General features: G+C 61.9%; 25 protein-coding genes and 1 tRNA gene. 16 read left to right on the top strand and 10 right to left on the bottom strand.

Features of this window, described 5'->3' with window-relative positions:
- Entirely contained in the window at positions 1 to 1,437 is a 1,437-nt protein-coding gene (locus KR52_RS14890) for a hypothetical protein (protein WP_038551538.1), read from the bottom strand.
- A 66-nt stretch (positions 1,438 to 1,503) separates the two neighbouring features.
- Here KR52_RS14890 and folK point away from each other — a divergent pair, with 66 nt between their 5' ends.
- From folK to KR52_RS01360, 5 genes are all read left to right on the top strand, one after another.
- Positions 1,504 to 2,001: a 2-amino-4-hydroxy-6-hydroxymethyldihydropteridine diphosphokinase gene (folK, locus tag KR52_RS01380; RefSeq protein WP_038551535.1), complete on the top strand. Its 498-nt coding sequence runs from the start codon at positions 1,504 to 1,506 to the stop codon at positions 1,999 to 2,001.
- A gap of 18 nt (positions 2,002 to 2,019) precedes the next feature.
- Positions 2,020 to 2,580: an NUDIX hydrolase gene (locus tag KR52_RS01375; protein WP_038551533.1), complete on the top strand. Its 561-nt coding sequence runs from the start codon at positions 2,020 to 2,022 to the stop codon at positions 2,578 to 2,580.
- Positions 2,580 to 4,013: a deoxyribodipyrimidine photo-lyase gene (locus KR52_RS01370; protein ID WP_038551530.1), complete on the top strand. Its 1,434-nt coding sequence runs from the start codon at positions 2,580 to 2,582 to the stop codon at positions 4,011 to 4,013. The genes KR52_RS01375 and KR52_RS01370 overlap by 1 nt, the downstream gene beginning before the upstream one ends.
- 234 nt (positions 4,014 to 4,247) lie before the next feature.
- Positions 4,248 to 6,077 (top strand): hypothetical protein, encoded by a 1,830-nt coding sequence (locus KR52_RS01365; RefSeq protein ID WP_156957550.1) that lies wholly within the window; start codon positions 4,248 to 4,250, stop codon positions 6,075 to 6,077.
- Between the two features lie 33 nt (positions 6,078 to 6,110).
- The gene (locus KR52_RS01360; protein WP_156957549.1) at positions 6,111 to 6,866 is read left to right on the top strand and encodes a methyltransferase domain-containing protein; all 756 of its coding nucleotides are present in this window, start codon (positions 6,111 to 6,113) and stop codon (positions 6,864 to 6,866) included.
- 56 nt (positions 6,867 to 6,922) lie between these two features.
- Here the strand turns inward: KR52_RS01360 and KR52_RS01355 are convergent, their stop codons facing one another.
- Together KR52_RS01355 and KR52_RS01350 are read right to left on the bottom strand one after the other, a co-directional pair.
- A complete protein-coding gene (locus tag KR52_RS01355; RefSeq protein WP_038551521.1) occupies positions 6,923 to 8,164 on the bottom strand; it encodes a DegT/DnrJ/EryC1/StrS aminotransferase family protein in 1,242 nt (413 codons plus the stop codon).
- 19 nt (positions 8,165 to 8,183) lie between these two features.
- A complete protein-coding gene (locus tag KR52_RS01350) occupies positions 8,184 to 8,768 on the bottom strand; it encodes a thioredoxin family protein (RefSeq protein WP_051834386.1) in 585 nt (194 codons plus the stop codon).
- 57 nt (positions 8,769 to 8,825) lie between these two features.
- On the opposite strand from KR52_RS01350, the gene KR52_RS01345 reads away from it, so the two are divergent.
- On the top strand, positions 8,826 to 9,344 hold the full coding sequence (locus tag KR52_RS01345) for a hypothetical protein (protein WP_038551518.1): 519 nt from the start codon (positions 8,826 to 8,828) through the stop codon (positions 9,342 to 9,344).
- Here KR52_RS01345 and KR52_RS01340 read toward each other — a convergent pair.
- On the bottom strand, positions 9,326 to 9,766 hold the full coding sequence (locus tag KR52_RS01340; protein ID WP_038551515.1) for a DNA polymerase: 441 nt from the start codon (positions 9,764 to 9,766) through the stop codon (positions 9,326 to 9,328). The two genes, KR52_RS01345 and KR52_RS01340, sit on opposite strands and share 19 nt — an antisense overlap.
- A gap of 14 nt (positions 9,767 to 9,780) precedes the next feature.
- Complete coding sequence (locus KR52_RS01335; protein WP_038551512.1) at positions 9,781 to 10,692, bottom strand: FAD-binding domain-containing protein; 912 nt, start codon at positions 10,690 to 10,692, stop codon at positions 9,781 to 9,783.
- Positions 10,693 to 10,775: 83 nt separating this feature from the next.
- On the opposite strand from KR52_RS01335, the gene fabI reads away from it, so the two are divergent.
- From fabI to KR52_RS01310, 5 genes are all read left to right on the top strand, one after another.
- Positions 10,776 to 11,558: an enoyl-ACP reductase FabI gene (gene fabI / locus KR52_RS01330; protein WP_038551510.1), complete on the top strand. Its 783-nt coding sequence runs from the start codon at positions 10,776 to 10,778 to the stop codon at positions 11,556 to 11,558.
- A 29-nt stretch (positions 11,559 to 11,587) separates the two neighbouring features.
- A complete protein-coding gene (gene hisB / locus KR52_RS01325) occupies positions 11,588 to 12,196 on the top strand; it encodes an imidazoleglycerol-phosphate dehydratase HisB (protein ID WP_038556677.1) in 609 nt (202 codons plus the stop codon).
- 60 nt (positions 12,197 to 12,256) lie between these two features.
- Complete coding sequence (locus KR52_RS01320) at positions 12,257 to 13,726, top strand: carotenoid oxygenase family protein (protein ID WP_038551507.1); 1,470 nt, start codon at positions 12,257 to 12,259, stop codon at positions 13,724 to 13,726.
- 29 nt (positions 13,727 to 13,755) lie between these two features.
- Positions 13,756 to 14,817: a hypothetical protein gene (locus KR52_RS01315; protein ID WP_038551506.1), complete on the top strand. Its 1,062-nt coding sequence runs from the start codon at positions 13,756 to 13,758 to the stop codon at positions 14,815 to 14,817.
- A gap of 97 nt (positions 14,818 to 14,914) precedes the next feature.
- Complete coding sequence (locus KR52_RS01310) at positions 14,915 to 15,649, top strand: SIMPL domain-containing protein (protein WP_051834243.1); 735 nt, start codon at positions 14,915 to 14,917, stop codon at positions 15,647 to 15,649.
- Between the two features lie 77 nt (positions 15,650 to 15,726).
- Here KR52_RS01310 and rdgB read toward each other — a convergent pair whose 3' ends face one another.
- Together rdgB and KR52_RS01300 are read right to left on the bottom strand one after the other, a co-directional pair.
- Entirely contained in the window at positions 15,727 to 16,308 is a 582-nt protein-coding gene (gene rdgB, locus KR52_RS01305) for an RdgB/HAM1 family non-canonical purine NTP pyrophosphatase (RefSeq protein WP_038551504.1), read from the bottom strand.
- The gene (locus KR52_RS01300; protein ID WP_038551502.1) at positions 16,305 to 17,768 is read right to left on the bottom strand and encodes a phosphoglucomutase/phosphomannomutase family protein; all 1,464 of its coding nucleotides are present in this window, start codon (positions 17,766 to 17,768) and stop codon (positions 16,305 to 16,307) included. Before KR52_RS01300 ends, rdgB begins: the two co-directional genes overlap by 4 nt.
- 53 nt (positions 17,769 to 17,821) lie before the next feature.
- On the opposite strand from KR52_RS01300, the gene KR52_RS01295 reads away from it, so the two are divergent.
- The gene (locus KR52_RS01295) at positions 17,822 to 19,297 is read left to right on the top strand and encodes a TM0106 family RecB-like putative nuclease (protein WP_038551499.1); all 1,476 of its coding nucleotides are present in this window, start codon (positions 17,822 to 17,824) and stop codon (positions 19,295 to 19,297) included.
- Here KR52_RS01295 and KR52_RS01290 read toward each other — a convergent pair.
- Both KR52_RS01290 and pyrE read right to left on the bottom strand, forming a co-directional pair.
- The gene (locus KR52_RS01290; protein ID WP_038551497.1) at positions 19,279 to 20,073 is read right to left on the bottom strand and encodes a folate-binding protein YgfZ; all 795 of its coding nucleotides are present in this window, start codon (positions 20,071 to 20,073) and stop codon (positions 19,279 to 19,281) included. The genes KR52_RS01295 and KR52_RS01290 overlap by 19 nt on opposite strands.
- Positions 20,070 to 20,642, bottom strand: coding sequence for an orotate phosphoribosyltransferase (pyrE, locus tag KR52_RS01285; protein WP_038551494.1), 573 nt, complete (start codon positions 20,640 to 20,642; stop codon positions 20,070 to 20,072). The genes KR52_RS01290 and pyrE overlap by 4 nt, the downstream gene beginning before the upstream one ends.
- A 56-nt stretch (positions 20,643 to 20,698) precedes the next feature.
- Between pyrE and KR52_RS01280 the strand changes: the two genes are divergently transcribed.
- The 4 genes from KR52_RS01280 to KR52_RS01270 all read left to right on the top strand — a co-directional run bounded on the left by KR52_RS01280 (position 20,699) and on the right by KR52_RS01270 (position 23,626).
- Positions 20,699 to 21,199, top strand: a complete 501-nt coding sequence (locus KR52_RS01280; RefSeq protein ID WP_253912428.1) for a hypothetical protein — start codon at positions 20,699 to 20,701, stop codon at positions 21,197 to 21,199.
- A gap of 12 nt (positions 21,200 to 21,211) precedes the next feature.
- Positions 21,212 to 21,284 (top strand) — tRNA-Ile (locus KR52_RS14010).
- Positions 21,285 to 21,297: 13 nt separating this feature from the next.
- Entirely contained in the window at positions 21,298 to 22,581 is a 1,284-nt protein-coding gene (locus KR52_RS01275; protein WP_038551489.1) for a hemolysin family protein, read from the top strand.
- A gap of 37 nt (positions 22,582 to 22,618) precedes the next feature.
- Positions 22,619 to 23,626, top strand: coding sequence for a Gfo/Idh/MocA family protein (locus KR52_RS01270; RefSeq protein WP_038556673.1), 1,008 nt, complete (start codon positions 22,619 to 22,621; stop codon positions 23,624 to 23,626).
- A 36-nt stretch (positions 23,627 to 23,662) separates the two neighbouring features.
- Here KR52_RS01270 and KR52_RS01265 read toward each other — a convergent pair whose 3' ends face one another.
- Positions 23,663 to 26,839: a glycoside hydrolase family 15 protein gene (locus tag KR52_RS01265; RefSeq protein ID WP_038551486.1), complete on the bottom strand. Its 3,177-nt coding sequence runs from the start codon at positions 26,837 to 26,839 to the stop codon at positions 23,663 to 23,665.
- Between the last annotated feature and the right edge of the window lie 17 nt (positions 26,840 to 26,856).

The following is a 26,856-nucleotide window of genomic DNA, read 5'->3' as shown; positions in this document are numbered from 1 at the left end:
TCACCCAGCTTTGGGGGCAGTCTTGCCGATGGCGCCAGGTTTCTGAGCTGGTGAGGTGCCACCCAGGCGGCCTTGCTCACGCAGCTGAGCCTCGAGGCAGTCGATCAATTGCGTGTTGAACAGCAGCTGGAGCTGGTGGTGCTCCAGCTCGGGGTCATTCAACGTGCCATCGAAACCGTCGAGCCGTTCAAGGATTTTTTTGACATCCTTGTTCAGCATTGGCACAAGGTTGAGCTTCAAGTGCTGCTTGATGAAGAAAGCAAGGGCTGCATCGGCTGAATTGTTTTTGCTGATGGCTCTGGCTTTGCGAGAGAAGTGCTGTGACACAAGCTCAGACGCTTTTTGAGCAATATTTTTGTCGTCTGAGCGGGCTAGATTGGTCCAGATCTCCATGGCTGCGCCGGGTTTTTTAAGGGCGGCAAGGGCTTCGCCTCTGAGCAGCAGCGCTGCCAGATCGCCTTGGAAATAAGCGAGGATCACGTCAACAAGATCGAGGCAAGCTTGGGGGTTGTCTGACAGGACTGCTCTTGCTTTTCTGAAGGCCAGGAACTTGACGCGCGTTGTCTGATTGATGGCGCTGGTCTCGGGGATGAAGTCGGCGTCGAGGTGATTCCTGCTGGCGGCGATTCTGACTTGCTTGGCGAAGAAAAGCTTGGATTTCAACTGGTAATTCTTGGGATTTTTTTGAATGGCATCAATGTTTTTGTTGATGGACTGCGTCAGTTTTTCTTTCCCGGTTATTTTTTTGAGGTCTGTCAGGAGCTTGAGGGCGGTCTGCTTTTGACCCATCATGTTCAGCGACAAAGCCTTGTCGTGGAACAGCCAAGGGGATTCGTCTCCGCTTTGAAGCGTGCGCTCAATCAGGTCGTAGGACAGGCCAGGCAGATCGGAGGATCGGGCCAGGCGTGATTCTCTGCGAATCGAGAGTGTGATGTCGAAGTCTGGTGTGAGCTCATCAGGTGCTGGCAAGCTTGAAAGCTTGGTTTGATAGGTCTCGGCGATGTTGTGCAAATCGCTGACCAGCGTTCTGGTCTTGTCGTGGCTGGCTTTTTGTTGAAGGTGCGGAAGCTGTTCAAGCAGATGCTTTGAGGTGTTGAGTGTCTTCTGGTCTTTGCTCTGGCTGCTGAGCTCGGTCAAGACCCCCTTGGCCTTGCGATATTTTTCTTTTCGCAGAAGTATTTCGGCCTTGAGCAGGAGTTGTTGATCTGTTGCTGTTTGGTTTTGAACAGCTTTGTTGATCTCTTGAAGAGCTTGATTGAGATTGTTTGTGGTGTTCAGGTGTTCGCTGGCCTGGAATAAAGGCCGTTGAAGTTTGGCCTTGGTTGCTGAGGCGACCTGCTTGCTTTTGTTGTTGTTTCTGCGGCTTTGCTTGCCGGTGTGGTGGCGAAATCTTGCCAAGACTTGATCGAAAATCATGCCCTCGACGCGCTGAACCACTGGTGGAGCGGATCCTTGCACGGTTCGGTTCCTAGGGTCGAGGCGTGCTCGGTCAAGCCAATCGCCATGGCGCCGTTCCCCTTGGAGTCAGCACTGGCCATCGGCCTCGGCGCCAACATCAGCAGCTGCCACGGGCCGCCTGAATCCACGCTGAGGTGGTTGGCCCCCCGCCTGAGCGACCTCCTTCTGGATTGGGGCGATGGCGATGCTCAGGACGTTCGTTGTTCTGCCTTTCTGCAGACCCAGCCGATTGGCGGGCCGCCAGGCCAAGCCCCCTACTTCAATGCCGTTCTTCTGCTCACCCGCGTGCGGCGGCCGCTTTCCGAACGTGCAGCGCTGGAGTTGCTGGATCACCTGCAGCGGTTGGAACAGGACTGCGGCCGCGACCGTGCTCGCGAGCAGCGCTGGGGGCCGCGCCCCTTGGATCTCGACCTGTTGTTTTGGGGGGAGATGAGGCTCGACCATCCCCGTCTGGTGTTGCCCCACCCCCGCATGCACCTGCGCCGCTTCGTGCTGGAGCCGTTGCTTCAGGCGATGCAGGCCACAAACCCGCCATGCTGGTAGGCCGTCAGATCTGCTCCCATGGCGCCGCTGCCGGCCCCGGAACCCTTTGAACTCATCGGCACCGTTGAAACGGTGGACGCCCGCAAGATTCGTTTTGAACGCAATCGGATCAGGCTGCCGATGGGGGTGGAGGCCACCTTCGGGATGATCCGCCATCCCGGCGCATCCCTGGCGGTGCCCTTCACCGATGACGGAGAGGTGGTGCTGCTGCGGCAGTACCGCTTTGCGGTGCAGGCGCGTCTGCTGGAGTTTCCCGCCGGCACCCTGGAGGAGGGGGAAGATCCCCTGGAGTCGATGCAGCGGGAGCTGGGGGAAGAAGCCGGCTACAGCGCAGCGCGCTGGGACGCCCTGGGGCCGATGCTGCCCTGCCCTGGCTATTCCGATGAGGTGATTCATTGCTTTCTGGCCCGGGAGCTCACCCCCCTGGAGAACCCTCCGGCCGGTGATGACGACGAAGACCTGGAGGTGGTGTTGATGCGCCCAGATCAGCTCGATGCTGCGCTGGCATCGGGCGATGAATGGCTCGATGGCAAGAGCGTGACCGCCTGGTTCCGCGCCAAGCAGCTCCTCGGCCTCTGATGACCACCTCTCGCGTTCTGTTCTGGCACCGCCGTGATCTGCGTCTGGCGGACAACCTCGGTTTGGCTGCAGCTGTGGCGATCAGCCCGGCGGTGACCGGGGTCTATGTGCTCGACCCGCAGGTGATGAGCCCGCCGGAGCATCTGCCACCGATGGCCCCCGCCCGCTTGTGGTTTCTGATCGAAAGCCTGGTGGAACTTCAGCAGCGCTGGCGCGAGGCCGGTAGCCGATTGCTGGTCGTCAAAGGCGACCCGGTGGTGGTCTTGCCACAGCTGGCGAAGCAGATCGGTGCTGAGGCCGTGGTGTGGAACCGCGACGTGGAGCCCTACGCCCGTGAGCGTGACCGCCAGGTGGCCAAACAGCTCCAGGCCGATGGCCGCAAGGTGGTGGTGGATTGGGATCAGTTGCTGATCGCTCCGGAGCTGCTCAAGACCGGCGCTGGTGATCCCTACCGGGTGTACGGCCCTTTCCTGCGCAACTGGCGCGGTCAGGTGCTGGCCCAGCAACCCAGCACCGTTGCCGCTCCCTCCGCTTTGGTGGACCTGGATCCTGCTCAAGCTCCGGAGGGAGAGTCCCTCGCGGCCCTGCAGGCCAACCATGGTTTCAAGGGCACCGAGATCTGCCCCTGTCGCCCTGGAGAGGCGGCGGCCTTCGAGCAGCTCACCCGTTTCTGCGATGGCCCCCTGTTCGGCTACGAACCGGATCGCAATTTTCCCGGCATCCCAGGCACCTCCTACCTCAGTGCGGCCCTGAGCGTTGGCACCCTCAGTCCCCGCCAGGCCTGGTGCACGGCCCAGGCGGCCCGTGAGCAGGCCCGCAGCGAGGAGCACTTGCAGGCCATCGCTGTGTGGGAACAGGAGCTGGGTTGGCGCGAGTTCTACCAGCAGGCCCTGTTCCATTTCCCTGAACTGGCCGATGGCCCTTACCGCGAGCAGTGGCGTCGTTTTCCTTGGGACAACAACGACGACTGGTTCAAGGTCTGGAGGGAGGGGCAGACCGGCATGCCGATCATTGATGCCGCCATGCGTCAGCTCAACCAGACCGGCTGGATGCACAACCGCTGCCGGATGATCGTGGCGTCCTATCTGGTCAAAGACCTGATCTGCGACTGGCGCTGGGGTGAGCGCGCCTTCATGGAGCTGGAGGTGGACGGGGATCTTGCTGCGAACAACGGTGGCTGGCAGTGGAGTGCGAGCAGCGGCATGGATCCCAAGCCCCTGCGCATCTTCAACCCAGCAACCCAGGCCTCCAAGTTTGATTCAGCTGGGGACTACATCCGCCAGTGGGTGCCGGAGCTGCGCCATGTGAACACCAAGGATCTGCTCAGCGGGGAGATCGGTGCTCTGGAACGGCGGGACTATCCCGAACTGCTCGTGGATCACAAGAAGCAGCAGGCTCGTTTTAAAGCTCTCTACGCAACGATTCGCCAGTAGTTCGTAAAAGACATCAACTTGAATTTAAACAGTTGTGTTCCAGACTTAAAGGCCAAGCAAAAGGCGCTGCTGTTTAAGCGGCGACAAGTTGATTGCATGGTAATGCTGGAGCGCAGGTGCTCAAATCTGTTGCCTTGAAGGGGTCTGAACTTCAGTCTTGATGTTTGCTCGTTGAAATACTTTCGCTCAAGTATTTTCGTGTTAAGTTGATCCTATTGGTTTAATTTTAATTCGATGGCTGATCTCCCTCAGGTCAGTGTTTCTGAGGTTTGGGGAGAAGGGCCTCTGTTCGCTAGGCGATGTTGGCTGGCTCACTGGCCTTTAAGTGATTCTCAGCTCGACTCCGTTCATCGGTTCCTGCGTGTTGCGGATGTCTGGACGTTGATGCGTCTTTTGGTTCCTGCGCTCAATATCAAGCCATCCATCCTGCGGAAGGTTGAGGCTGAATGCCGGCAGGAGGCTGGTTGTGAACAAGTTGTTTTTGCTTTGGCGCAATCCATGCTGTCGCCTGCAGAATTAAGATCTTGCCCTTTGAGGCCTGAGGTCAAGGCCGTTGGAGTTTGTTTCGCCGTTGAAAGTGATCAGCACGAGATCTTGGGTGCTGTCGTTCAATTGTCCGTCAACCTTCTGCGGGAATGTTTCTCAAGATGGTCCGGCAACATCCCATTCGATCCTGCCCCAGGCTTTCAAGCTGAACACATTCGTTTGGTTCGGCTTGTTCGTGTCTGCTGCGATCATCCATTGACAGCAGCTCTTTTGGCCGAAGCTTCAAAACGAGAGATTTCTTTCTCCCTGCTGGATGAACGTTCAAGGACGTATCACTTCGGCGAAGGGGTTCAGGGAAGACTATGCAGCTCTTCGGCGAACGATTTGGACAGTCATCTTGGTGCGACATTTGCCAATGACAAACGTGCTTCGCATGGTCTATTGGCCAGGCTTGGGGTTCGTGTTCCCAAGCAAATCAGTTTTGATGCAGACAGTTCAGACGCGACGATCAAGCAGTTAATCAATAGAATCGGTTTTCCGTGTGTCGTTAAGCCAGCTGACGCTGAAAAAGGCAAAGGTGTCACTTCAAATATTCATGATTTTGAGGTGCTGAAAGACGCCATTGGTGTTGCAAGACAAAGCACAGCTCAAAACTTCTTGTTGCTCCAGGAGCATGTGTGTGGATCCGACTATCGACTCAACGTCACTGCTGGGCGCCTTGAGTTTGTTGTGAAGCGAAGCGCTCCTGTGATCACCGGCAATGGAACCGATACGGTCAAGGCCTGTATCGAGAAGCTCAATGCGTCCAGACGATTGAAACACATGCAGGATGGTTTGTCGGCGGAGATTGATGTTCAGGACGTTGAGGTTTTGAGTTGTATTGCGTCGGCTGGTTTTGAGCTGGACAGCGTCATCGAGTCGGGTCGAACCGTTCCACTGCGTCGAAACTCGAATGTGAGCACTGGTGGCTTGCGGGAAGAAATGAGCCCTGCAGCCGTGCATCCGAGGATTGTGAGTCAATGCTTGTCTATCGCCAAGACAATGCGCCTTGATTGTTGTGGCGTCGATTACATCACAACAGACATCAGTCTGGATCCTTTATTCCACCCAGGGGCTTTTATTGAGGTCAATTTTATGCCTCAGCAGCAGCCACATCGCGCCAGGGATTTGATGCAGAATCTGTTTGCAGACCATGCACAATCTACGATTCCTTGTACGTTGCTTCTTGCCCATTGGAGTGGGGAATCAGGCCAAAAGGCTGCAGACCAGCTGAAGCTGTTGATGGATCAACACCCCGGCGCGACTCTCGCCTGCCCGCTGCTTCTGCGTGCTGATCTCGCCTCCTGTTTGGTTGGGGACGTGCAGAACAGCGTTCATTTTTTTTGCCATCCCAATGAGTTGCTTCTGAACAAATCCGTTGCTGAATTGATTTGTCTCATGACTCCAGAATTGTTGCTGAAAAGGGGCTGGATCTTGCCGCGTTCTCGCATCAAGATTCTCAATATGATTCCACCATCATCAAATCCGGCGTCTAAAGCCTTGTTTCAATATCTTGATGCTCTGGATTCGTCTGAATAGTTTTGGCGTCAATTTAGTTTTGGTCCTTGACCGTTGAATATTACAGCTCCACTGGTTGTGCACGAGTATGGTGAGATTTTTGATCAGCGAGGATCGCTCTATCACGATGCGATGCTGTCCTGTCCAACGGCCCGTGATGCAGAGTTTTCTTCTCTCTTTGCCAAGGCGCCCTTGAAGGTTGGCGAGTGCCTGGTAGATGTGCCATCTGGTGGGGGCTACTTGGAGGCGTTCTTGAAACGCAAGATGCCCGGTACGACGCCTTCCGTTCACAACTTTGAGCTCACGTCCGGCTTCGGGGCCAAGTCCACTGTTGTCAGCTTGAATTCGCCCTGGCCTATCGCAGCGAAATCTGCTGATCGGGTGGTCTGTTTGGCTGCTGTTCATCACATTCAAGACTTATCTCCGCTGTATTCCAATGTTGAGAGTGCATTGAAATCTGGCGGAGTCTTCCACTTGGCTGATGTGGCTCCTGGCAGTGGAGTGCAGGCCTTCCTGGAAACCTTCGTTGACCGTCATACGCCCGGTGGGCACCGAGGCTTTTACCGTGATTTCTTTGCCCAGGTGGTTCCACCGAGGTTTGATCTCATCGACGTCTCGCGTCGTGCCTGCCCCTGGACCTTTGAGAGTGTTGATCAAATGCTCAGCTTCTGTGCTGGCCTTTTCGGTTTGCAGACTTGTTCCAAGGCTGAGCTGGAGGTTGCCTTGCGTGATTGCATTGGCGTCAACGTCCACTCAAGCGGTGTAAGCCTCAGTTGGGAGCTGGCCTATCTGGATATGCAATTGAAATAAATGGACAGTTTTTGAGTCACGAAGTCGTTGAAATGTTCGTTGCTTTGATTGCTGCCTTAAGCCGCCATTCGGTCTTGGCCGCGTTCGTCGTTTCGGCCGAACTGGGCAGGAACGCTGGACCCCAGCAGCTGGCTCACAGTGTCGATCACCTCCTGCTGCTGCTCATCCCGTAGTTCAGGGAAGATCGGCAGACTCAGTACCTGGCTGCAGAGCTGTTCGGTTGCCGGCAGGGATCCCTGTCTTAATCCCAGATGGCCGTAGGCGGGCTGCCGGTGGATCGGAATCGGGTAGTAGATGATCGTGTTCACCCCACGCTCCTGCAGGGTCTGCTTGACCCAGTCGCGGCAGCAGCTTTCCGGAATCCCGTGGCGTGAACTGGTGGTGGATGGATTGCAGCTGGCCTTGCAGAGCGGCTGGTTGGTGGGGCAACTGTCGATGCGCACCACGAACTGGTTCCAGCTGTGTCCGTTCTCGTTGGTCGGCAGGGTGAGGCCGTTCAGATGGCCAAGGGCATCGCGGTACCGCTCAGCAATGGCGGTTCGCTTGCGGATCCAGGTCTCCAGTTTCGGCAGCTTCACGTTCAGCACTGCGGCCTGGATCGCATCAAGCCGGCTGTTGTATCCCAGGTTGGTGTGCAGGTAGCGCTCGGGCATGCCATGAACCGCCAGCTCGCCCATGGCCCGAGCCAGATCGGCATCGCTGGTTGTCACCGCCCCAGCATCTCCTGCCGCGCCGAGGTTTTTGGTGGGGAAGAAGCTGAAGCAGCCCACATCACCGAAGCTGCCGACGGCCTGACCATTCCAACGGGCTCCCGTGGCCTGGGCGCAGTCTTCGATCACCTTCAGCTGATGCCGCTCGGCAATCTCCATCAGCCGCGTCATGTTCACAGCACGCCCGAACAGGTGCACTGGCATCAGCACCTTGGTGGCAGCGGTGATCGCCGTTTCGATCTGATCGATGTCGATCAGGTAGGTGCTGGGGTCAACATCCACGAACACCGGAGTGGCACCGACGGCGCTGATGGCCTCAGCGGTGGCGAAAAAACTGAACGAGCAGGTGACCACCTCATCGCCGGCACCAACGCCAAGGCCGCGCAGGGCGAGGATCAGTGCATCGGTTCCGCTGTTGCAGCCCACGGCATGGGTGCAGCCCACGCTGGCGGCGAAGGCTTCTTCGAAGCGTTTGATCTGTGCTCCGCCGATGTACTGGCCGCTACGCAACACTTCGAGCACCGCCTCTTCGAGGTCCACACCGAGATCATCGATCTGCTGGCTGAGGCTGAAGGGAGGAACCTGCATAAAGGAAAGCTTAAGTGGCTCAGCTGAACCAGTCCGGCTCGTGTCCGGGGTTCCACTTCACATTGCAGCCCACAGAGGCGGTCTGGTGGGCGTTCACCGGGGATCCAGACAGCACCGCCTGGAGGGCGGCCCGCAGGTCCCGGCCATCGAGGGGCTGGTCATTGCCGGGTCGGCTGCCGTCCAGCTGGCCGCGGTAGCGGAGGGTGTGCAGGCCTTTGCCATCGGGTGAAAACAGGTAGAACTCCGGCGTGCATGCCGCCCGTAGCGCTGTGGCGAGGCTCTGCTGCTCATCCAGTAGGTAGGGAAAGCTCCAGCCGTGGCGCCGGGCCTGATCGGCCAGATGCTCGGGCCCGTCCTGGGGGTGGGTGATCAGGCTGTTGCTGCTCACACCGATCAGCTGCACCGCATCGCTGAACTCCTGTGCCAGCCGGGTGAGTTCCGGCTCCACATGCTTCACGAAGGGACAATGGGCGCAGAGCACCATCAGCAGCACGGGACGCTGGTCCAACGACGTGCTGTTCAGCCGGCTGCCCGTGACCAGGGGCAGATCAAAGCCGGGCAGCGGCGTGTTGAGCGCCAGCATCGTGGATGGTGTCAGAGCCATGACGCGCAGGCAGATCGGAAGAATCTGCTTCAGGATGGCCACCTCCGGTGGTGATGGATGCCGCGCCTGCGTCTGATTTGGGGGATCGCCCTGCTGCTGGCGGCTTGCGGTGCCCCGAAGAAGCCGCCCAGCTGGCGCGTGTTCCCCCTGCAGCGCTACTCCCCCCATGACGGCGTGGCTGTGGTGAACCAACCCGATGGCTACGGGATCCATATCTATCTGGAGACGGACACCAGCTTTTCGGGGGTGTGTCGTCCCCGTTGGCTGCCGGATCCAGCCCGCTTGTTCAACGGCAACGGAACAACCCCGTTCAGTTCCGGGCTGGCCACCCGTCAGGAGTTTTTCGATGCCGTAGCCCGGAGCGATGTGCGAGATCTTCTCGAGAAGGAACTGAAGGCTCTATGCCAGGCCCGTGCCCCTGAGGATCGTTGGCAATGGACTGAGCCGCCTCTCCGGGAAGATCAGGTGGTTCCCGTTCAGCTGCCATCCCTCGAGGAGGAAGACCTGCTCACCAATCCTGTGGAGGAACTGAAGCGAGCCCGGCAGCTGCTGAAGGATCAGCGGGCTGGTGAGTAGCCCTCCCACACCACCGCTTCGGCGTCACGCCAGTAGCGGCTGAACCGTCCCAGCCGGGGTGGCCGGGGCAGGTCCACGAAGGGAGCGGGATCCAGAAGCTCCAGCGGCAGTTCCGCAGCGATGGTCGTGCCGATGCGCTCCAGGCGGGGGTCCACTGCGCTGCTGCTCACCACGCCATCGGCTTGGTGGCGACGGGCAAAGGCCAGCACCTCAGCGGCCACATCCCCTTTGCGCAGGGTGAGGGGAAGATCGAGCGCGTTTTCGTAGAGAAAGCCGAGCCGTTTGCGGCTGATTCGTGCGTCGCGGACCCACTGGCTGTCGAACACGAACAGTGCTGGCGCCTCGGGCCAGGCCTGCAGGGCCGGGTTGTGGGTGCCGAGGGCTTCCTCGTGAATCCAGAGGATGGGGCGTTGAAAGGTCATGGGGGACTGGCGTCTTATCGCTTGGGACGGGCCAGGGCGGCACTGGCACCCCCGCTGTTCCGGCGTTGGCGGTTGCGTTGCTGGTTGCGGTTGTTGCCGGTGTCCCGGATCGTTGGCATCGGCGCGAACAGCTGGTTCTCCAGTTGGTCGTAGCTGCCCTCGAAGGGGCAGGAATCGGCACTGGGGCAGCCATCGCAGTACTGGCCGTCGCTGTAGCGCTCGAGGTTGCCGCGGTTGAAGAAATAGGGCTTGTGGCTGAAGGTGCTGGCCACCCACTGCCAGCTCAGATGGTTGCTGGCCGGATCCCCATCCAGCAGGTGCTCAAGGAACCAGTCGGCTCCGGCTGTCCAGTGCACCCGTCGCCAATGCACAAGCCAAGCCGCCATCCACATGCGGGCGTGGTTGTGCAGCCAGCCGGTGCTCACCAGCTGATCGCGGAAGCCATCCATGCAGGCCAGCCCCGTGGTCCCACTGTGCACATCGGCCGGTAGCTCCCGGGTATAGGCGCTGCTGTGATGCCCCGTCTTGAACGGTTCCTGATCGTCGTTGATGCCGTCGCCCAGGTGGAGCCACATCCGTTGCCAGAAGTCGCGCCAGCCCAGCTCGTTGATCAACTTTTCGCCTTCATTGCGGTTGCGGATCCGCGCAAACACGGCCTCGCGCACCTCAGCGAGGCTCAGCACGCCGTGGCGGATGTAGGGCGACAGACCAGTGACCGCGCCCTTCAGATGGTTTCGGCTCTTGGCGTAACGGGCCGGTTTGATCTTCAACAGCTGGGCCTCGGCGGCTTCCCGGCCTCCTTGTACGGGGCTGAGCTCCCCTTCAGCCTCCGGGAACTCCTGCTCCAAGAGAGCATTCAGCGCATCGCGGGACGCGAATTGCCGCGGCAGGTCGCCGTTGATCGGGGGTGACGCAGCGCTTGGCACCGGCCTTGGAGAGCAAATGAGCGGTGATCCTGGCGGGGGATGGGGGAGAATCGCGCGAATTCAACCCGTTCCGGTCTGTCCCGATGCTGCTTGATCTCACCGGCAAGAAGATTCTCGTCACCGGCATCGCCAACAACCGGTCGATCGCCTGGGGCATCGCTCAGCAGCTGAAGGCGGCCGGTGCCGAACTCGGCATCACCTACCTGCCGGATGAGAAGGGCCGCTTCGAAGCCAAGGTGCGCGAACTCACCGCTCCCCTGGAGCCCAGCCTGTTCCTGCCCCTGAATGTGCAGGACGCCGATCAGATGGCTGAGGTGTTCGGGGAGATCAAGGAGAAGTGGGGCGTTCTCGATGGGCTGGTGCACTGCCTGGCCTTTGCCGGCAAGGACGAGCTGATCGGCGATTACAGCGCCACCACCGCTGAAGGCTTCGCCCGTTCCCTCGACATCAGCGCCTATTCCCTGGCTCCCCTCTGTGCCCATGCCAAGCCGCTGTTCAGCGAGAAGGCCGGTGTGATCACGCTCTCGTACCTCGGTGCTGAGCGGGCGATTCCCAATTACAACGTGATGGGTGTCGCCAAGGCCGCTCTGGAGGCGTCCGTGCGCTATCTGGCCGCAGAGCTGGGTCCGGAGAAGCAGGTGCGCGTCAACGCCATCAGTGCGGGCCCGATCCGCACCCTGGCCAGCTCGGCGATTGGCGGCATTCTCGACATGATCCACAACGTGGAGGAGAAGGCTCCCCTGCGCCGCACCGTCACCCAGATGGAGGTGGGCGGGACCGCCGCCTTCCTGCTCAGCGATCTGGCCAGCGGCATCTCCGGCCAGACCATCTATGTGGACGCGGGCTACTGCGTCACGGGAATGTGAGGCACGATGTGGACAGAGGAGGTGAGGTGATGGCACGCCAGGGAGTCATTCATCGGGTCACCGGTGAAACCGACGTGCAGGTGCGTCTGGGCCTGGATGGCTCAGGCCAGTGTCAGGCCAGCACCGGTGTGCCCTTCCTCGATCACATGCTTCACCAGATCAGCAGCCATGGCCTGATCGATCTGGAGATCAAGGCGGTGGGCGACACCCACATCGACGATCACCACACCAATGAGGATGTGGGCATTGCCGTGGGTCAGGCCCTCGCCCAGGCCCTCGGCGATCGCCGCGGCATCCATCGCTTCGGGCATTTCGTGGCGCCACTGGACGAGGCGCTGGTGCAGGTGGCCCTTGATTGTTCCGGTCGCCCTCACCTCAGCTACAGCCTGGTGATCCCCAGCCAGAAGATCGGCACGTACGACACCGAGCTGGTGAAGGAGTTTTTTGTGGCGGTGGTGAACAACAGCGGCCTCACCCTGCACATCCGTCAGCTGGATGGCGCCAACTCGCACCACATCGTCGAGGCCTGCTTCAAGGCCTTCGCCCGGGCCCTGCGCATGGCCACCGAGGTGGATCCTCGCCGAGCCGGTGCCATTCCCAGCAGCAAAGGGGTGCTGGAGCAGGCCGGCGCCAACTGAGGCCGGCACCGCGCTTCACAGTCCGTTACGAGAAGATGGGTACACGTTGATCGTTCGCCCGTGACCGTCGCCCCTGCCCGCAGCTACGACCGCAGCGACTGGGCCAGTGCCTTTGTCAACGTGGACGAGGAACTCACCGATGTGGCGCTGACACCGGTGCGTGGAACGGTGCCGGCTGAGCTCCAGGGCACCTTCTATCGCAATGGACCCGGTCGTCTGGAGCGGGATGGGCATCGCGTCCATCACCCCTTTGATGGTGATGGCATGATCGCGGCCATGCGGTTTGAGAACGGCCGCGTTCAGCTCAGCAACCGTTACGTGCGCACGGAGGGCTGGCTGGCCGAGGAGAAGGCCGGCAGGGTGCTTTACCGCGGGGTGTTCGGTAGCCAGAAGCCCGGGGGGCGCTTGGCTAATGCCTTTGATCTGCGCCTGAAGAACATCGCCAACACCAACGTGGTGCGTCTGGGCGATCAACTGCTTGCCCTCTGGGAGGCCGCTGAGCCTTACGCGCTCGATCCCCGCACCCTCGAGACCCGCGGTCTCTCCCGACTCGATGGCGTGCTCAACAAGGGTGAAGCCTTCAGTGCCCACCCCCGCTTCGACCCCGGCCATAACGGCAGTCCCTGCATGGTCACCTTTGGGGTGAACACAGGGCCTCGCAGCACGATCCGCCTGATGGAATTCGCGACGGAGGGGCCAGAAGCGGGGCAACTGCTCCATGAACGTTCAGACACGTTCTCTGGTTTCGCGTTTTTGCATGATTTTGCGATCACGCCCAACTGGGCCATTTTTCTTCAGAACGCCATCGCTTTCAATCCGTTGCCTTTCGTCCTGGGCGAGAAAGGTGCTGCTCAATGCCTGCGCTCGAAACCCGACGGACAAGCCAAATTCTGGCTGGTTCCGAGGGACAGCGGCAGCTTCGCTGGGCAGCCTCCACGGATCATCGATGCCCCAGAGGGTTTTGTCTTCCATCACCTCAATGCTTGGGAAGACTGTGGCGATGTTGTTGTCGAGAGTATTTATTACAGCGACTTCCCTGGCATTGGTCCTGATGAGGATTTTATGGATGTGGATTTCGATCTCATTCCTGAGGGATTGCTGGAGCAGTGCAGGATTCGTCTGGATTCAGGCGAGGTCGAAACAACACGATTGAGTGAGCGCTGTTGTGAGTTCGCGATGGTGAATCCGGATCGTGAAGGCCTCGATTGTCGTTACGCCTGGATGGCCGCGGCGGCCCGTGAGCAGGGCAATGATCCGCTGCAGGTTGTCAAGAAACTGGACTTGCAGACCGGCGAGCGTGTGATTTGGGACGCCGGTCCCCGTGGCTTTGTGAGTGAACCGTTGATGGTGCCGGATCCTTCGACGGACCAAGAAGATGCCGGTTGGGTGCTTGATCTGGTCTGGAACGGTGCCCGATCTGCCTCGGATCTGGTGATTCTTGATGCCTGTGATCTGTCTGAGCAGGCTGTGTTGGAGCTGCCTCTGGCGATTCCCCATGGCTTGCATGGGAGTTGGGCGCCCCAACGCTGATACGTTGAGGGCCTCCGCAGGCCTCACGGTTGCCAACGTCATTCACGCGTCCGCAGATCAATCGTGATGAGCGGATGCTGTGGATCCATGCCGGTCCCCATAAGGCAGCGAGCAGTTACGTCACGGAGCGGCTCCGCCAAAACCGCGACCATCTCGCCGCTCAGGGCGTGTTGATGGATGGTGATGATAACCGTCTCGCTAATTCCATTGCAGAGAAGAACTATGCGCCTCTCGAAGAGGCGCTGGCCACGCTGCCGCCCTCGCTACACCGGGTTTTGCTCAGCAGTTCTTCGTTGGATGATCGGATCCTCAGTCGAACTGTGTTGGCCAACCTGCAGGATCTGGTTGAACGTCAAGGGTTCAAGTTAGGCGTTAGTTATTTCGTTCGAGATCAACAGTCCTGGTTGAATTCGGTCTATGCGCACCGGGTTCGGAGATTCCGTGAAACGCCTGATTTTGAGCAATATTGTGATTACATCATGAGCGATCCTGATTCTTGGGATATTGCTTACCCGTCTAAATTTCGTGTGCTCAGTCGCTTTCCCGCGATTGCGACATTGTTTCTTCCTCTCTCCAGGCAGGTGGCCATCACAGATCCCTTCCTGGCCCTTGTCGATGCCCTTGATCTGGACGCCCCTTCGGGTGAGCAGGGCTGGTTTCAAGGCCGCTCCTCCAAGCAGAACATCCAGCCGGGAGCACGAGGCATCTGGATGTCGGCCCTTTGCCGTCGCCTGATGGTGGAGACGGGTTTCGATCCGGAAGTGCTCAAGCGGAAGGGCAAGGTCATCCGTGAACTTGCCATCGAGCGCGGTTGGGATCGGGAGAAGTTCGACGGCTTCGATCAACCACTTCAGGACCGCGTGTCGGCCTTCTACGCCCGTTCCAATGAAGCTTTTGCACAGCAACACTGGGGCGTCAGCTGGGAGAGTCTTTTCCCGGTGCGGCCTGCTTCGCAACGGGTGTACAGGGGGCCTCAGACCGAGGCAGAGCAGAAGCAGATGCGCGGTCTGATGGTTCGCGTGCTGCGGGAGCTGCGTTTCCCCTGGCGGTTGCGGCGTCGTTTCTTTTCCTTGTACGACGCTGCCGTTTGAGGCTGGAGCGGTCACGGCTTGAGACACGCCGGACACGATTCAGCAGCTTTTGTGGCACCAGCCTCGTCAGCATGGAGGCCAGACATGAGCTGTCTCCATGACCAAATCTGTGCCGCGTTCGCCTGAGCCGTGTTTCGCTCGACTCAGGGCCGGTGTCGGGATCGCCGCGCCTGTCCTGCTCGGGCTCACCGCGATGGCGCCGCCCCCGATGAAGGCTGCGGAGCGTGATTGCAAGGGCACCCTGCTGCAGATCCAGGTGAATGAACGGGGAACCACCCGCAGCGATCGGTTTCGCTTTTCGCTTGGACTCGATGCTGAGGAGGCCAGCAAGGAGGTTGCGACGAGAGAACTGAACGCTCGGTTGGCCCAGGCCCGTCAGGCCATTCAGCCTTTGGCGATGGGTCGGCTCACCATCCCTGCACCCCGCAGCTCTTCCGTTGGCGGAGGCACATTGGGGCCGCGACGGGAGCGGGTGAGCACCACCATCACCGGCGAGGTGAGCCGTGACCAGTACGACGCGCTCATGCAGGCCGCCGCTCGCTTGCCGGGCGTCCGACTGCAGGGGATGACGTCCTTGGCGTCCATCGATGGCAGTGCCTCATTGGTGGATCAGTTGCTGAAACAAGCTCTCGAGACCGGCCAACGACGGGCCCAGGCCACGGCAAGGGCTCTGGGGCTGCGCAAGGTGGACTTGTTGCTGATTGATCAGCGGGGTTCGGCGTTTCAACCCGTGAGGATGGCTGCCCGAATGGGGCCTGCCAACTTCAGGCCTGGGGAGGCGCCCAAGCCCAGTCAGAGCCTCACCCTCAAACTGGATTACTGCCTGCGTTGATGGATCTCCGGGCCATTCCGAGTGGATGGCTCCTGCTGACAACCATGCTCCTGATCCCGGGACGTCAAGGAGCTGTTTCAGCTGGCCAGGAGCAACTGCCGCAGCTTGGGTTCCAGGAGGGTGAAGGCTTTGCCGCGGTGGCCATGCTGTTTCTTCTCGGCCAAGGGCATCTCGGCGAAGGTGCGGCCCGTTCCGACGACTTCAAAAATCGGGTCGTAGCCGAAGCCTTGATCCCCTCGCGGTGCGGATGTGATCCAGCCGTCGCAACGGCCCTCCACCTCCAGCAGGACGGTTCCGCTCGGAGCGGCAACACAGAGCGCCGCACAGAAATGGGCCTGGCGTTGGTCTGAGCCGTTCAGGGCCTTCAGCAGCCGGGCAATCCGTTCCGGATCTGTCGGGGCGTAGCGGGCGGAGTGAACACCCGGAGCACCATCGAGGGCATCCACGCTCAGGCCTGAATCGTCGGCCAGGGCCCATTCCCCTGTTGCGGCGGCAACCGCCTGGGCCTTGAGCCGGGCGTTGGCGGCAAAGGTGCTGCCCGTCTCCTCAACCTCCAAACCTTCAGGCTGAGGCTGCACGCTGACGGGCAGGGTCTGCAGCAGACCCTGGAATTCACGAATCTTTCCGGCGTTGCCGCTGGCGATCACCAGTGTCTTCATGCGGCCTCCGCGAACTCTCTGGCCCAGGCGAGCACGCTGTTCACCCGATCGGCATCAGGCCCTTCGCAGTAGAGCCGCAGCAGCGGTTCCGTGCCGGAAAAGCGCAGCATCAACCAGTGGCTGGGCCCCATCCTCAGCTTGATCCCGTCGGTGGTGATCACCTCCAGCACCTCTGCACCGGCGACGGTCGAAGGCGTGTTCTGGCTCAGCAGCGTCTCGAGCCGCCGGCGTGCCTCCATGTCGGCCAGGCGCAGGTCGAGCCTGTCGTAGTGACTGCTGCCACCGTGCTGGTGCTGAAGTGCATCCAGCCGTGCTCCCAGGGGTTGCTTGCCTTCCACAAGGGCTTCCAGCACCAGCATCGCCGCGAACAGGGCATCCCGCTCGGGCAGATGCATGCCGAAGCCGACACCACCGGATTCCTCGCCGCCGATCAGCACGTCCCCCGCCAGCATCTCCGCGGCGATGTACTTGAAACCCACCGCAAGCTCAAGAACCTTGCGCCCCTGTGCTTCCGCCACCAGCCGCATCAGATCCGAGCCGCTCACGGTCTTGACCACGGCGCCCGGCAGCTGGCGGGACCGGGCCAGGTGATCGATCAACAGGGGCATCAGCAGCTGGGTGCTGCAGAACCGACCGGTTTCATCCACGGCGGCGATGCGGTCACCATCGCCGTCGAACACCAGTCCCACGGCAGGGGTTCCGGCGGCGGTTGAGGTTTTCACCGCCGTGATCAGCTCCCCGAGGTAGGGAGCCAGGGGTTCCGGCGGATGACCACCGAACAAGGGATTTCGATCGCTGCGGATTTCCTCCACAACGCCATCGGCATCAGGGCCGAGCAGCTCCGTGACACATCCGGCTGCTGATCCGTGCATCGGATCGACGATCACCTTCAGGTTGATGGCCTTGAGGCCACGCACGAGGGCGGTGAGGTCCAGCTTGCGACGCAGCCCCTCGAGATGGTCACGGCGTCCATCAAACCGAGGGACCTCTGCCCGGATCGGTGCCGTGATCCCGCCGGCGGCCAGGCGTCGTTCGACCGCGGCGGTGAAGTCTCCCTCGACCGATCCACCGAAGGGACCTTTGATCTTCAGCCCCAGCCATTCCGGCGGGTTGTGACTGGCGGTGATCACCAGTGCTCCCAGGGCTTGGCGCTCCACCACGGCCCAGCTGCAGGCCGGCGTGGGCACAGCCGTGTCGGTTAGCAGCGGCTCGAGTTCACAACCCCGCACCGCGGCGGCGATCGCTTCCGCCAGTTCGGGGGCCAGGAAGCGCCGGTCGTAACCGATCACCACCGTTCGGCTGCTGAGACCTTCGGGGGCGCGATGGGCGAGCTCCTGGGCCGCGGCTGCGGCAACGGGCAGGAGCCGCTCCACCGTGATGTCAACGCCGATGATCCCGCGCCAGCCATCGGTGCCGAACTTGATCGGAGCTGGGCTGAGGGGGAGGGGAGCCGATGCCATGGCACAGCCTGCACTTCAGTGGATCTAGCAGCCGGCAGCCGTAAGGTCGGCGGATGGGTGACACCCCGCCTGCCGACAACGCCCTCACCGACCGGTTGCTGCGCAGTTGGCTGCGTTGCCGTCGCAAGGCCTGGCTCGATCGCCACGGGACTCCGGCGGAGCGGCGCTGGACGGCCCATCGCAATCTGCTGCTGGACGATCAGCAGCGCTGCTTTGTGGCCTTGCTGCCCCGCAAGCCGGGCCATGGTCTGGCGGCCTGTGCTGCCGGTGCCGAGGCTGTAGTGGGTCTGCGTCTGAAGGGGCTCGGTCCGTCCAGTGAGCCGTTGGAGGCGCATCCTCCCCTGCTTCGACGGGTCAGAGGTCAGAGCCGCTGGGGTGAGTTCGCCTATCAACCGGTACTGGCCCGTCAGGGCCGTCGCACCACCCGGGAGCATCAGTTGCCCCTGGCGTTGATGGCTCTGCTGCTCGAGCAGGAGCAGCAGGGGGATGTTCCCTCCATGTTGGTTCTCGGCGGCGGTGGCCGGCGGTTGGAACAGGAGCGGGTGCCCTGGTCCAAAGGGTTGCGCCGACAGCTGTCGGAAGGGTTGCGCAAACTGCGTGACGATCTGGACCGCCCGGTCCCCCCGCCTCTGGCCGCAGACCGACGCAAGTGCTCACTGTGCTCGTGGCGGGTGGCCTGCAACGCCGTGGCGGCGGCGGAAGGCCATCTCAGTGAGGTCAGCGGCATCGGGGCCAAGCGGCGCGAGATGTTGCTGGAGCTTGGGATTCGCGGCTTGTCTGATCTGGCCGCTGCGGATCCGAAGCAGCTTGCTGTGCGTCTGCAACGCTTCGGTGAGCAGCATGGTGAGGTGGCGGCCTCCCTGGTGGCTCAGGCCAGGGCGCAGCGGGACGGTCGAGTGGATCGTTTGCACGCCGCACCGGCTCTTCCGGAATTACAGAACTGCCCTGGTGTGCTGCTGTACGACATCGAATCCGATCCCGATGCCCGCCACGACTTTCTTCACGGCTTTGTGGTTTTGCCCAGGACCGAAACCGGCGACTGGGACCTGGCTTCCGTGGCCTATCACCCGATCCTGGCTCTGGCGGAGCACGGCGAATCCCGTTGCTGGTTCCGGCTGCAACGGCTGCTGAGCTGCTATCAAAGCTGGCCGATTCTTCATTACGGCGAAACAGAAAGCCTGGCCTTGCGACGTCTGGCTGAGCGGCAGGGTGCCGCTGAAGCTGATCTGCTGCAGCTACGTCAGCGTCTGGTGGATGTGCATGCCCGGCTGCGGCGTCATTGGCGCCTGCCCCTGGCCAGCTATGGCCTCAAGGCCGTGGCTGGTTGGCAGGGTTTCCACTGGAGTCAGCCCGGTGTGGACGGGGCCCGGGCCCTGCTGTGGTGGCGGCAGTGGCAGGGCGATGGCCCCGAGCGACGCGGCAACAGGCATGGGTTGCGCTGGATCTTTGATTACAACCGTGACGACTGCCTGGCCACGTGGGCCGTTGCCGCCTGGTTGCTTCACCAGGATCAGGCCTCAGGATCCTGAAACGCTTCGGGTCGGCTGATGCGGAGCTGTTCTCCGTTGGGTCCCTCCAGCGTTGAACTGGCCAGGCACTGGCGGCGCACCAGGGCCAGACCCATCCAGGTTCCGTCGTGATCCAGGGCACTGGTGATCACCCCGGCCCGCTCTCCATTCAGCGTGAGCTTTGCCGCCGGAGCCAGCGGATTGGGGCAGCTCCAACAGCGCAGCTGTTGTTTCACCCCTGCTTGGCCGGTGAGTTTGGCCATGGTTTCCTGGCCCAGGTAGCAGCCTTTCTCCGTGCTGATCTGAGCGACGAGTCCAAGTTCCAGGGGGTTGGTCTCGCCATTGAGTTCACCCGGCCCCGGTGGAAATCCGCTTTGGAGCCGCCACTGCTCAAAAGCTGCTGCACTGGCGGGCTGTCCTGAGGCCCAAGGCTCGGGCAATGCTGCGTCTGGATCGCACCACAGGGCTGCAGCATGGGGCTCCAGCCACTGCAGTCGGCGCAACGGCGCCAGAGGTTGGAGGCGAACCCGATCGGCTGGAAAGATCACTTGATCGAAGCCGGCGCGAACCGCAGAGGCCTCTCCCGCCAGAACGATCACATCGGCTCCCTCCGCGTCCAGACGCAGTTCCAGCACGGCCCGCAAGCGGCCCGTTGCGGTCAGCCAGCAGGTCTGAAGCAGATCCCCGGATGCGAGGGCGTTGAGGTCAGCACTGGTCTGCCCCTGGAGAAACTGACGGGCTCCACTGCCGTTCAAGCGCAGCCGGGCAACCTGGGCATCCCAAAACAGCTTGCTCATGCCTGCGTGATGGCGGCGATTTCAGACAGTTTGTAGAGGCTGATCAGCTCGAGATCGTCAGCCGCCATGGCGGCCTCACCCCCTTCTTCCCGGTCGACGATGGTGACGACTCGATGGACGGTGTATCCGGCGTCGCGCAGCTGCCGGACCGCCTTGAGCGAGGAGCCCCCCGTGGTCACCACGTCCTCCAGCACGGTGATCAGGGCCCCGGGGACTGGCAGCGGTCCTTCCAGCCACGCTCCGGTGCCGTGGCCTTTGGCCTCCTTGCGCACGATCAGCGCATCGAGATCCCGGCCCTGATCGGCCGCGGCCATGGCCACACCGCTCACCAGGGGGTCGGCGCCGAGGGTGAGGCCAGCCACGGCCACTGCATTGGCCTCCACGTGGGTGAGCATCGCCCGGCTGATCAGCGCCAGGCCGGAACCGCTCAGGCTCACGGGTTTGCAGTTCACGTAGTGCTCGCTTTTGCGGCCGGAGGCAAGGGTGAAGTCCCCGCGTTTGTAGGCCAGGGTGGCAAGGCGGTTCAGCAGGTTCTGCCGCTCAGTCGGGACAATCGACGATTCAGACATGGGACTGGCCGCACTTAGCAGATGTCCTTAGTTTGCGCTTAGAGCTGTTTCATCCAGTGCTGCTGCGGTCGTTCTTTCGCTCGGGCTTGTTCCTGTTCGCCGGCCCATCGGTGCTGGCGGGCCCGCTGGTCTGCACGACCAGCGTTGAAGCACCTCCGCCGGGCTCGGGTTCAGCCTCCGTTGAAGTGACGGTGTGCCAGCCCACGGAGACCACCAGTGAGCTGATCAACCGTCGCTTGTTCACCTGGACCTCACCCATGGCCCGGGGCGTCGACCCCCTGCATCAACTCACCGATCTTCTGGGGATTGCCGTTGGAGGCATCGAGGGGAATCGGTTGATGGGGCTGGGCTTTCCGGACCAGACCCTGGTCTGGGATGGCTCCGCACTCCAGAACACGGCGGGAGCGCTGCTTGAGGCACAGAGCCCGCCGATGCCGTTGCGCACCATGGATATCCCCAGCGGATTCGATGGAAGTGTGGTCGCCATCGATGCCTACGAGCCCATGCTGGATCCACCCGTGTCGAATGACTTCCCCGACGTGACTCCCTTGTGGTAACACTCTCCTCAAGGGGGTCTAGCAATCTGGTGAATGCAGCGAACTCATAATTCGCCTAAGGCGAGTTCGATCCTCGCGACCCCCATGTTCCTCTGTTGATGCGGCTCCTTCTGCTCGCTGTTCTGCTGGCTCTGCCGGCCTTCTTCGCGGCTGCAGAGGTGGCGCTGTTGCGGCTTCGTCCCAGCCGCGTCGAAGTGTTGGTGGAGGAACAGCAAGCTGGAGCCCGTTCCATTCAGCGGCTGCAGCGGCGTTTGCGGCGAGCGCTCCTGGTCAGCCAGCTGGGTGCCACCCTCGCCTTGGTGGCTTTGGGCTGGGCTGGCCGTGGCCTGGGAGAGCGGCTCTGGGTGGATGGGTCTGTGGGTGTGGCTTGGCGCGACACGGCGCTGTTCCTCAGCATCGTGCTGATGGCCACGTTGTTGGCGGGTCTGCTGCCCAAGGCCTGGGTGCTGAACCGTCCTGAATCGTCGGCGCTCCGGCTGGTGCCGCTGCTCGAGGTGGTGATGCGTTGTCTGGCTCCACTGCTCAACCTGCTCGAGGCGCTGGCGGGTCTGCTGATGCGTCTGCTTGGCCTGGCTCCCCAGTGGGATGTGTTGGTGCCAGCCCTTTCAGCCGGGGAGCTGGAAACCCTGGTGGAATCCGGTCGGGTCACGGGGTTGTTCCCCGATGAGAAAAACATCCTTGAAGGTGTGTTCGCTTTGAGGGACACCCAGGTGAGGGAGGTGATGGTGCCGCGCTCCGGGATGGTCACGCTGCCGGCCACGGTTCGTTTCGCCGAAATGATGGAAGCCGTGCATCACACCCGTCACGCCCGCTTCCCGGTGATCGGCCAGTCGCTGGATGACGTGCGCGGCGTGCTGGATCTCCGCCACATGGCCGAACCGATCGCCAGGGGGGAGCTCCAGGCTGATTCGTTGCTTGAGCCCTACCTCCAGCCTGCGGTGCCCGTGCTGGAGACCTGCACCCTGGCGGAGCTGCTGCCAATGATCCGCAGCGGACAGCCCCTGCTGCTGGTGGTGGATGAGCACGGCGGTACGGAGGGGCTGGTGACCGCAGCGGATCTCACCGGAGAAATCGTTGGCGATGAGGACCCCACGGAGTCCGATGAACCGGATCTGCTCGAGGAGAAGGACACCCCAGGTGCCTGGTTGATGGCGGGCGATCTGGAGATCTTCGAGCTGAACCGGCAACTTGACCTCAACCTGCCGGAAGCCGATGACCATCACACCCTGGCCGGTTTCCTGCTGGAGCGGCTTCAGCACATTCCATCCGCAGGAGAGGCTCTGCATTTCAACGGCCTGCAGTTCGAAATCAAGGCCATGGCGGGGCCGCGGATTGAGCGGGTCCGGCTCGTTCTCCCCAGTTCAGAGGATCAATCCGAATGAAGGCCGATAGTCTTCCCCCAACCAACCGCCCGTGCTGATGTCTCCCGACCCCATGGTCCCAGTGAAGGTCGGGGTGATCGGCATCGGCAACATGGGATGGCATCACGCCAGGGTGCTCAGCCTGCTTCGAGATGCCGATCTGGTGGGCGTTGCGGACCCCGATGCCGATCGCGGACAGCTCGCCACCGAACAATTCGGCTGCCGCTGCTTTGCCGACTACAACGCCATGCTCTCTGAGGTGGAGGCCGTCTGCATCGCGGTTCCCACCCTGCTGCACCACCCCGTCGGTCTGGCCTGCCTCCGTGCGGGTGTGCATGTTCTGATTGAGAAGCCGATTGCGGCGAATCAGGACGAGGCCACCGCACTGATCGAGGCCGCGACAGCAGCGGGTCGACTCCTGCAGGTGGGTCACATTGAGCGGTTCAACCCCGCCTTCCGTGAGCTCATCAAGGTGGTGGCCAATGAGGAGGTGGTGGTCCTCGAGGGGCGTCGCCACAGCCCCCATTCCGATCGGGCCAATGACGTTTCTGTGGTGCTGGATCTGATGATCCACGACATCGACCTTGTTCTGGAGCTGGCCAAGGCACCGGTGGTGCGGCTTGCAGCTGCCGGCGGTCGCAGTGCCGAGGGGCCGATCGATTACGTCAATGCCACGCTGGGTTTCGAGAACGGTGTTGTGGCCAGCCTCACCGCCAGCAAGATGAGCCACCGCAAGATCCGCAGTCTCAGCGCCCACTGCCGATCGAGTCTGGTGGAGACAGACTTCCTTAACCACACCCTGCACATCCACCGCCGCGCCCACGAGTGGTACTCCGCTGATCACGGTGAGCTGCTGTATCGCAATGACGGCTTCATCGAGGAGGTGAGCACCACCTCGATTGAGCCGCTCTATGCCGAGCTTGAGCACTTCCTTCAGTGTGTGCGCGGCCGGGAAACCCCCGCTGTGGATGGTCTTCAGGCCTCGCGTGCCCTCAAGCTGGCGGATCTGATCGAGCAGGCGGTCGAGCATCCGGATAGCGGCGCACCCTTGCTGGCACCCATCTGACGGGCTTGGTTGGGATCAGACAAGCGGTTGCTGGGATCAGAACAGCCCTTGCTGTTCGGCCAGCTCCCTTAAGGCCGTGACCTGCCAGCGACGGCAATCACCAGGTGAGGATTGATAGAACTGCCCCCAGGCCTGGGCTTTGTGATGGGGGTAGCTCTCCGGTCGAAGCGAGGGATGGCTCTGTTGCCAGCCCACCCGCACGGCATGGCCGATCACCACATCCAGGGCCAGGTCATCCTCGAAACGCACCTCCGGATTGGCTTCGACGAAGGCCATCAACGAGAGCAGACATTCGCTGCAGAGTTGGCGGTATTCCGGTGCCTTGATCCGACTGAGCAGATGGTCGACCTGGGCCGCGAAATTGCGCTCCCCCGCTGTTTTCTCGAGAATGAGGCGGCTGTTGAGGCGATTGCGCCGTTCCAGCTTGTCGCCGATCACCAGGCCGCGGCAGTGCTGCAGCAACGACCAGATTCCTGCATAGAAATCGCGGGGAACTTTTTGGAAGGAGCCCAGGCGGATGCGGTGTTGAAGCCAGTCCCCACCCCCCGGGGTCTCCTCCAATGGGTCGGGTACTGACCACTTCACCCGGCCGCTGACATGCAGCTGTTCGCCGCGTTGTAGGGCGGCCCTGGCATGCTCCACATCCCCAAGAACGGCGCGCAACCGCTTGCGGATGGCGTGGGGTGCTTCGCCGCAGAGGGCTTCAAAGGCTTCGTCCTGACTGAGCATCTTCTCCACGGCCAGCTCCGATGTCAGCAGCAGCATCAGCTGCCCCAGCTGCAGGGTCAGGCTGCCCTTGAGCAGGGCTGGCTCCCGCCGCGCCACGCTGTCGAGGGCGAGCAGGAGCTCCTGCTCGAGCATGCGCTCACGGCCGTCGATCCCGCTGGTGGTTTCAATCCGTTCGGCGATGGCGGCACTGTCCATCGGTTGGCGGAGCCGGGAGTCGCCGGTGTAATTGCGCCCCACCACCACCTGTTTCTGGCGGACGAGAAGGTCGGTCAGGGCATCCTCCAGCTGGGGATGCACCATCCCCATGGCGCCGGCACAACGCCGCACCACATTCCAGTCTTCACAACGCAAGCCCCGTTGATACACCTCCTCAAGCAGGGTGCGCAGGGCCACTGGATGGCCCTCGGGGCTGCGTTGAATCCCCTGGGGGCCGAGACGCCGTTGCAGCAACTCGAGCACTTCGGCCTGTTCATGCAGGAGTGCACTGTTCCAGAGGCGCTGGCTCAACTGTTCGATCGGGGTGTCATCCAGCTCCTGCTCCTCTGCGGCGGTCAGATCCCGTAGATCGGTGGCGTCGCGCAGAAGGTGCTGGGGTGGCTCCGATCGTGGCACCGGCTTTTGCTGGAGCGGCGGCAGCTGCACTTTCTGCGCCTGATCCACCAGTTCACTGAGGCAGCCCAAGCGGACGGGGATGCGTTCAATGACGCCGCTGCCGAGTTGTCGGGCCAGTTTGAGTATGACGTCGCGATGCTGCTGGAGGGCCGCGTCGCGAATGGGGATGACCAGAAGGGGACGTCCGACGCCACGCCAGTGCCGTTGCAGCAGATGCAGCTCGTCCACAACGGTCTCCAGCAGCTCCTCCGGGTCATCGGCCAGATAGCTGCTGCGGTCTTCCAGCACGGATGGGGTGAACACACTGATGGCGCCGTCCTGGCGGTAGACCCGAGCCGTGTCCTCGGTTTCCACCCGGTGGCCGGGGCGCCCAGTGAGCTCAAGCCGCGGATTGGTGCCGGCGGCTTTCAGCCGTTGCTTCAGCTCGTCGGACGACTGCACGGCAATCACCGCGGTTGGATCGATCGGCACCTCTGCAGCCAGCAGCGCCTGGCGCACGGCATCCGTCTCCGCAGCCATCGCCACAAGAACGGTGTCGGCGCCGAGCGGCTGCGGCTCCCTGCGGCCACAGGGGTCGATGTCCTCGGGACGGATCAGATCGTCGAGCAGCATTTCTCCGAGCCACACCAGGCTCTGGGTCCAGATCAGCGGCAGGTTGGTGTTGGCCACCCGCTCCTGGCTGCCTGGATGAAGCCGTTCCTGCTGGACCGAGCTGGCCGGGACCTGATACAGCTCGGGGTAGAGACGTTCGCCGTCTTCTTCAACAGCCAGCGTCTTGAGCTGGCTGTGCAGGCGCCGGGCATCATCCCAGCGTCCTTCGCAGCATGCGGTGACCAGTTCGAAGGCCAGAAACAACGGCCACTCCGACTCGATCCCTTCAAAGGCGGCGAGCTCCTCCGGTTCGTAGTGCAGGCGGTTGACGTCTTCCACCGCCGTCTGGTGACCATCCCGCAGGAAGCGTTTGTAGCCGTAGGCCCCAGCGAGTTCCCGTCGAATCCGGCGGCCGGTGCGCTCCACCAGGGCGGCATCTTCCACGGCCCAGGCCGGATAACCAATCACCGACAGGCAGGCGCTGTCGGCTTCCTTGCTGGCGGATTCCCGTGGCAGAAGCCCTTCCAGAGCGCGACGGAGGCGCACGATGGCCCCCTGGGGAATCAGCAGGATGGAGCCGCCATCGCCATGGGGGCCGTAGAGGTCAAGCCCATCGAGTGCTTCCAGGGCGGCTTTGGCCATGCCGATCGAGCTCGCATTGCGCTCCGGCAGGCCATGGTTGCCTTTGTCTCCCCGTTCCCAGATTCCGTAGTCGGGGGTGCGGTAGGCCCGGGCGATGTAGTGCACCAGGTTCTGAAGGAAATCCACTTCGTCACGGCTTTGCACCACGGCGCAACCGCCCTTGGTCAACTGCGCCAGCTGCAGCAGGAACAACGAGGTGGCATCCAGTTGGAGATGGCCCCAGGCGTCATCTGCCACCACCGGTTCGCCGGTGCAGCTGTCGTACTTGGCGTGGAGTGCGTCGAGGGGATTGAGGCTCTGCTTGAAGCGCTCCACCTTCCCGGCTTGCCGCATCATCGAGCGCATCAGGCCCCGCATGAGGGCCACCACCCGCTGCTCCAGCTCCCAGGAGCGCCGGCTGTTCTGCCCCTGCTGGCGGCGGTGGGCCAGGGCCAGCCCCCAAACGCACTGCACCGAATAGACGCAGTCCCGCACCCAGGCATCCCCGTAGTCGCCATGGATGGTGTGGGCGGTGCTGGCGGGGAGCAGGCCGCTGATCGGGTCCTGCCGATCGATAACCACCCGTTGGATGGATTGATCCAGGCGCTGAAGGCTTGTGGCGTGGTTCTGCGGAAGGGGTTCCGTCGTCGTCACAACCATGCCCTCATGCATCACCA

It is taken from the genome of Synechococcus sp. KORDI-52 (assembly GCF_000737595.1).
Lineage (GTDB): Bacteria > Cyanobacteriota > Cyanobacteriia > PCC-6307 > Cyanobiaceae > Parasynechococcus.
Note: the sequence above shows the minus strand (reverse complement) of the source record. Positions and strands in the feature narration are given on the sequence as shown.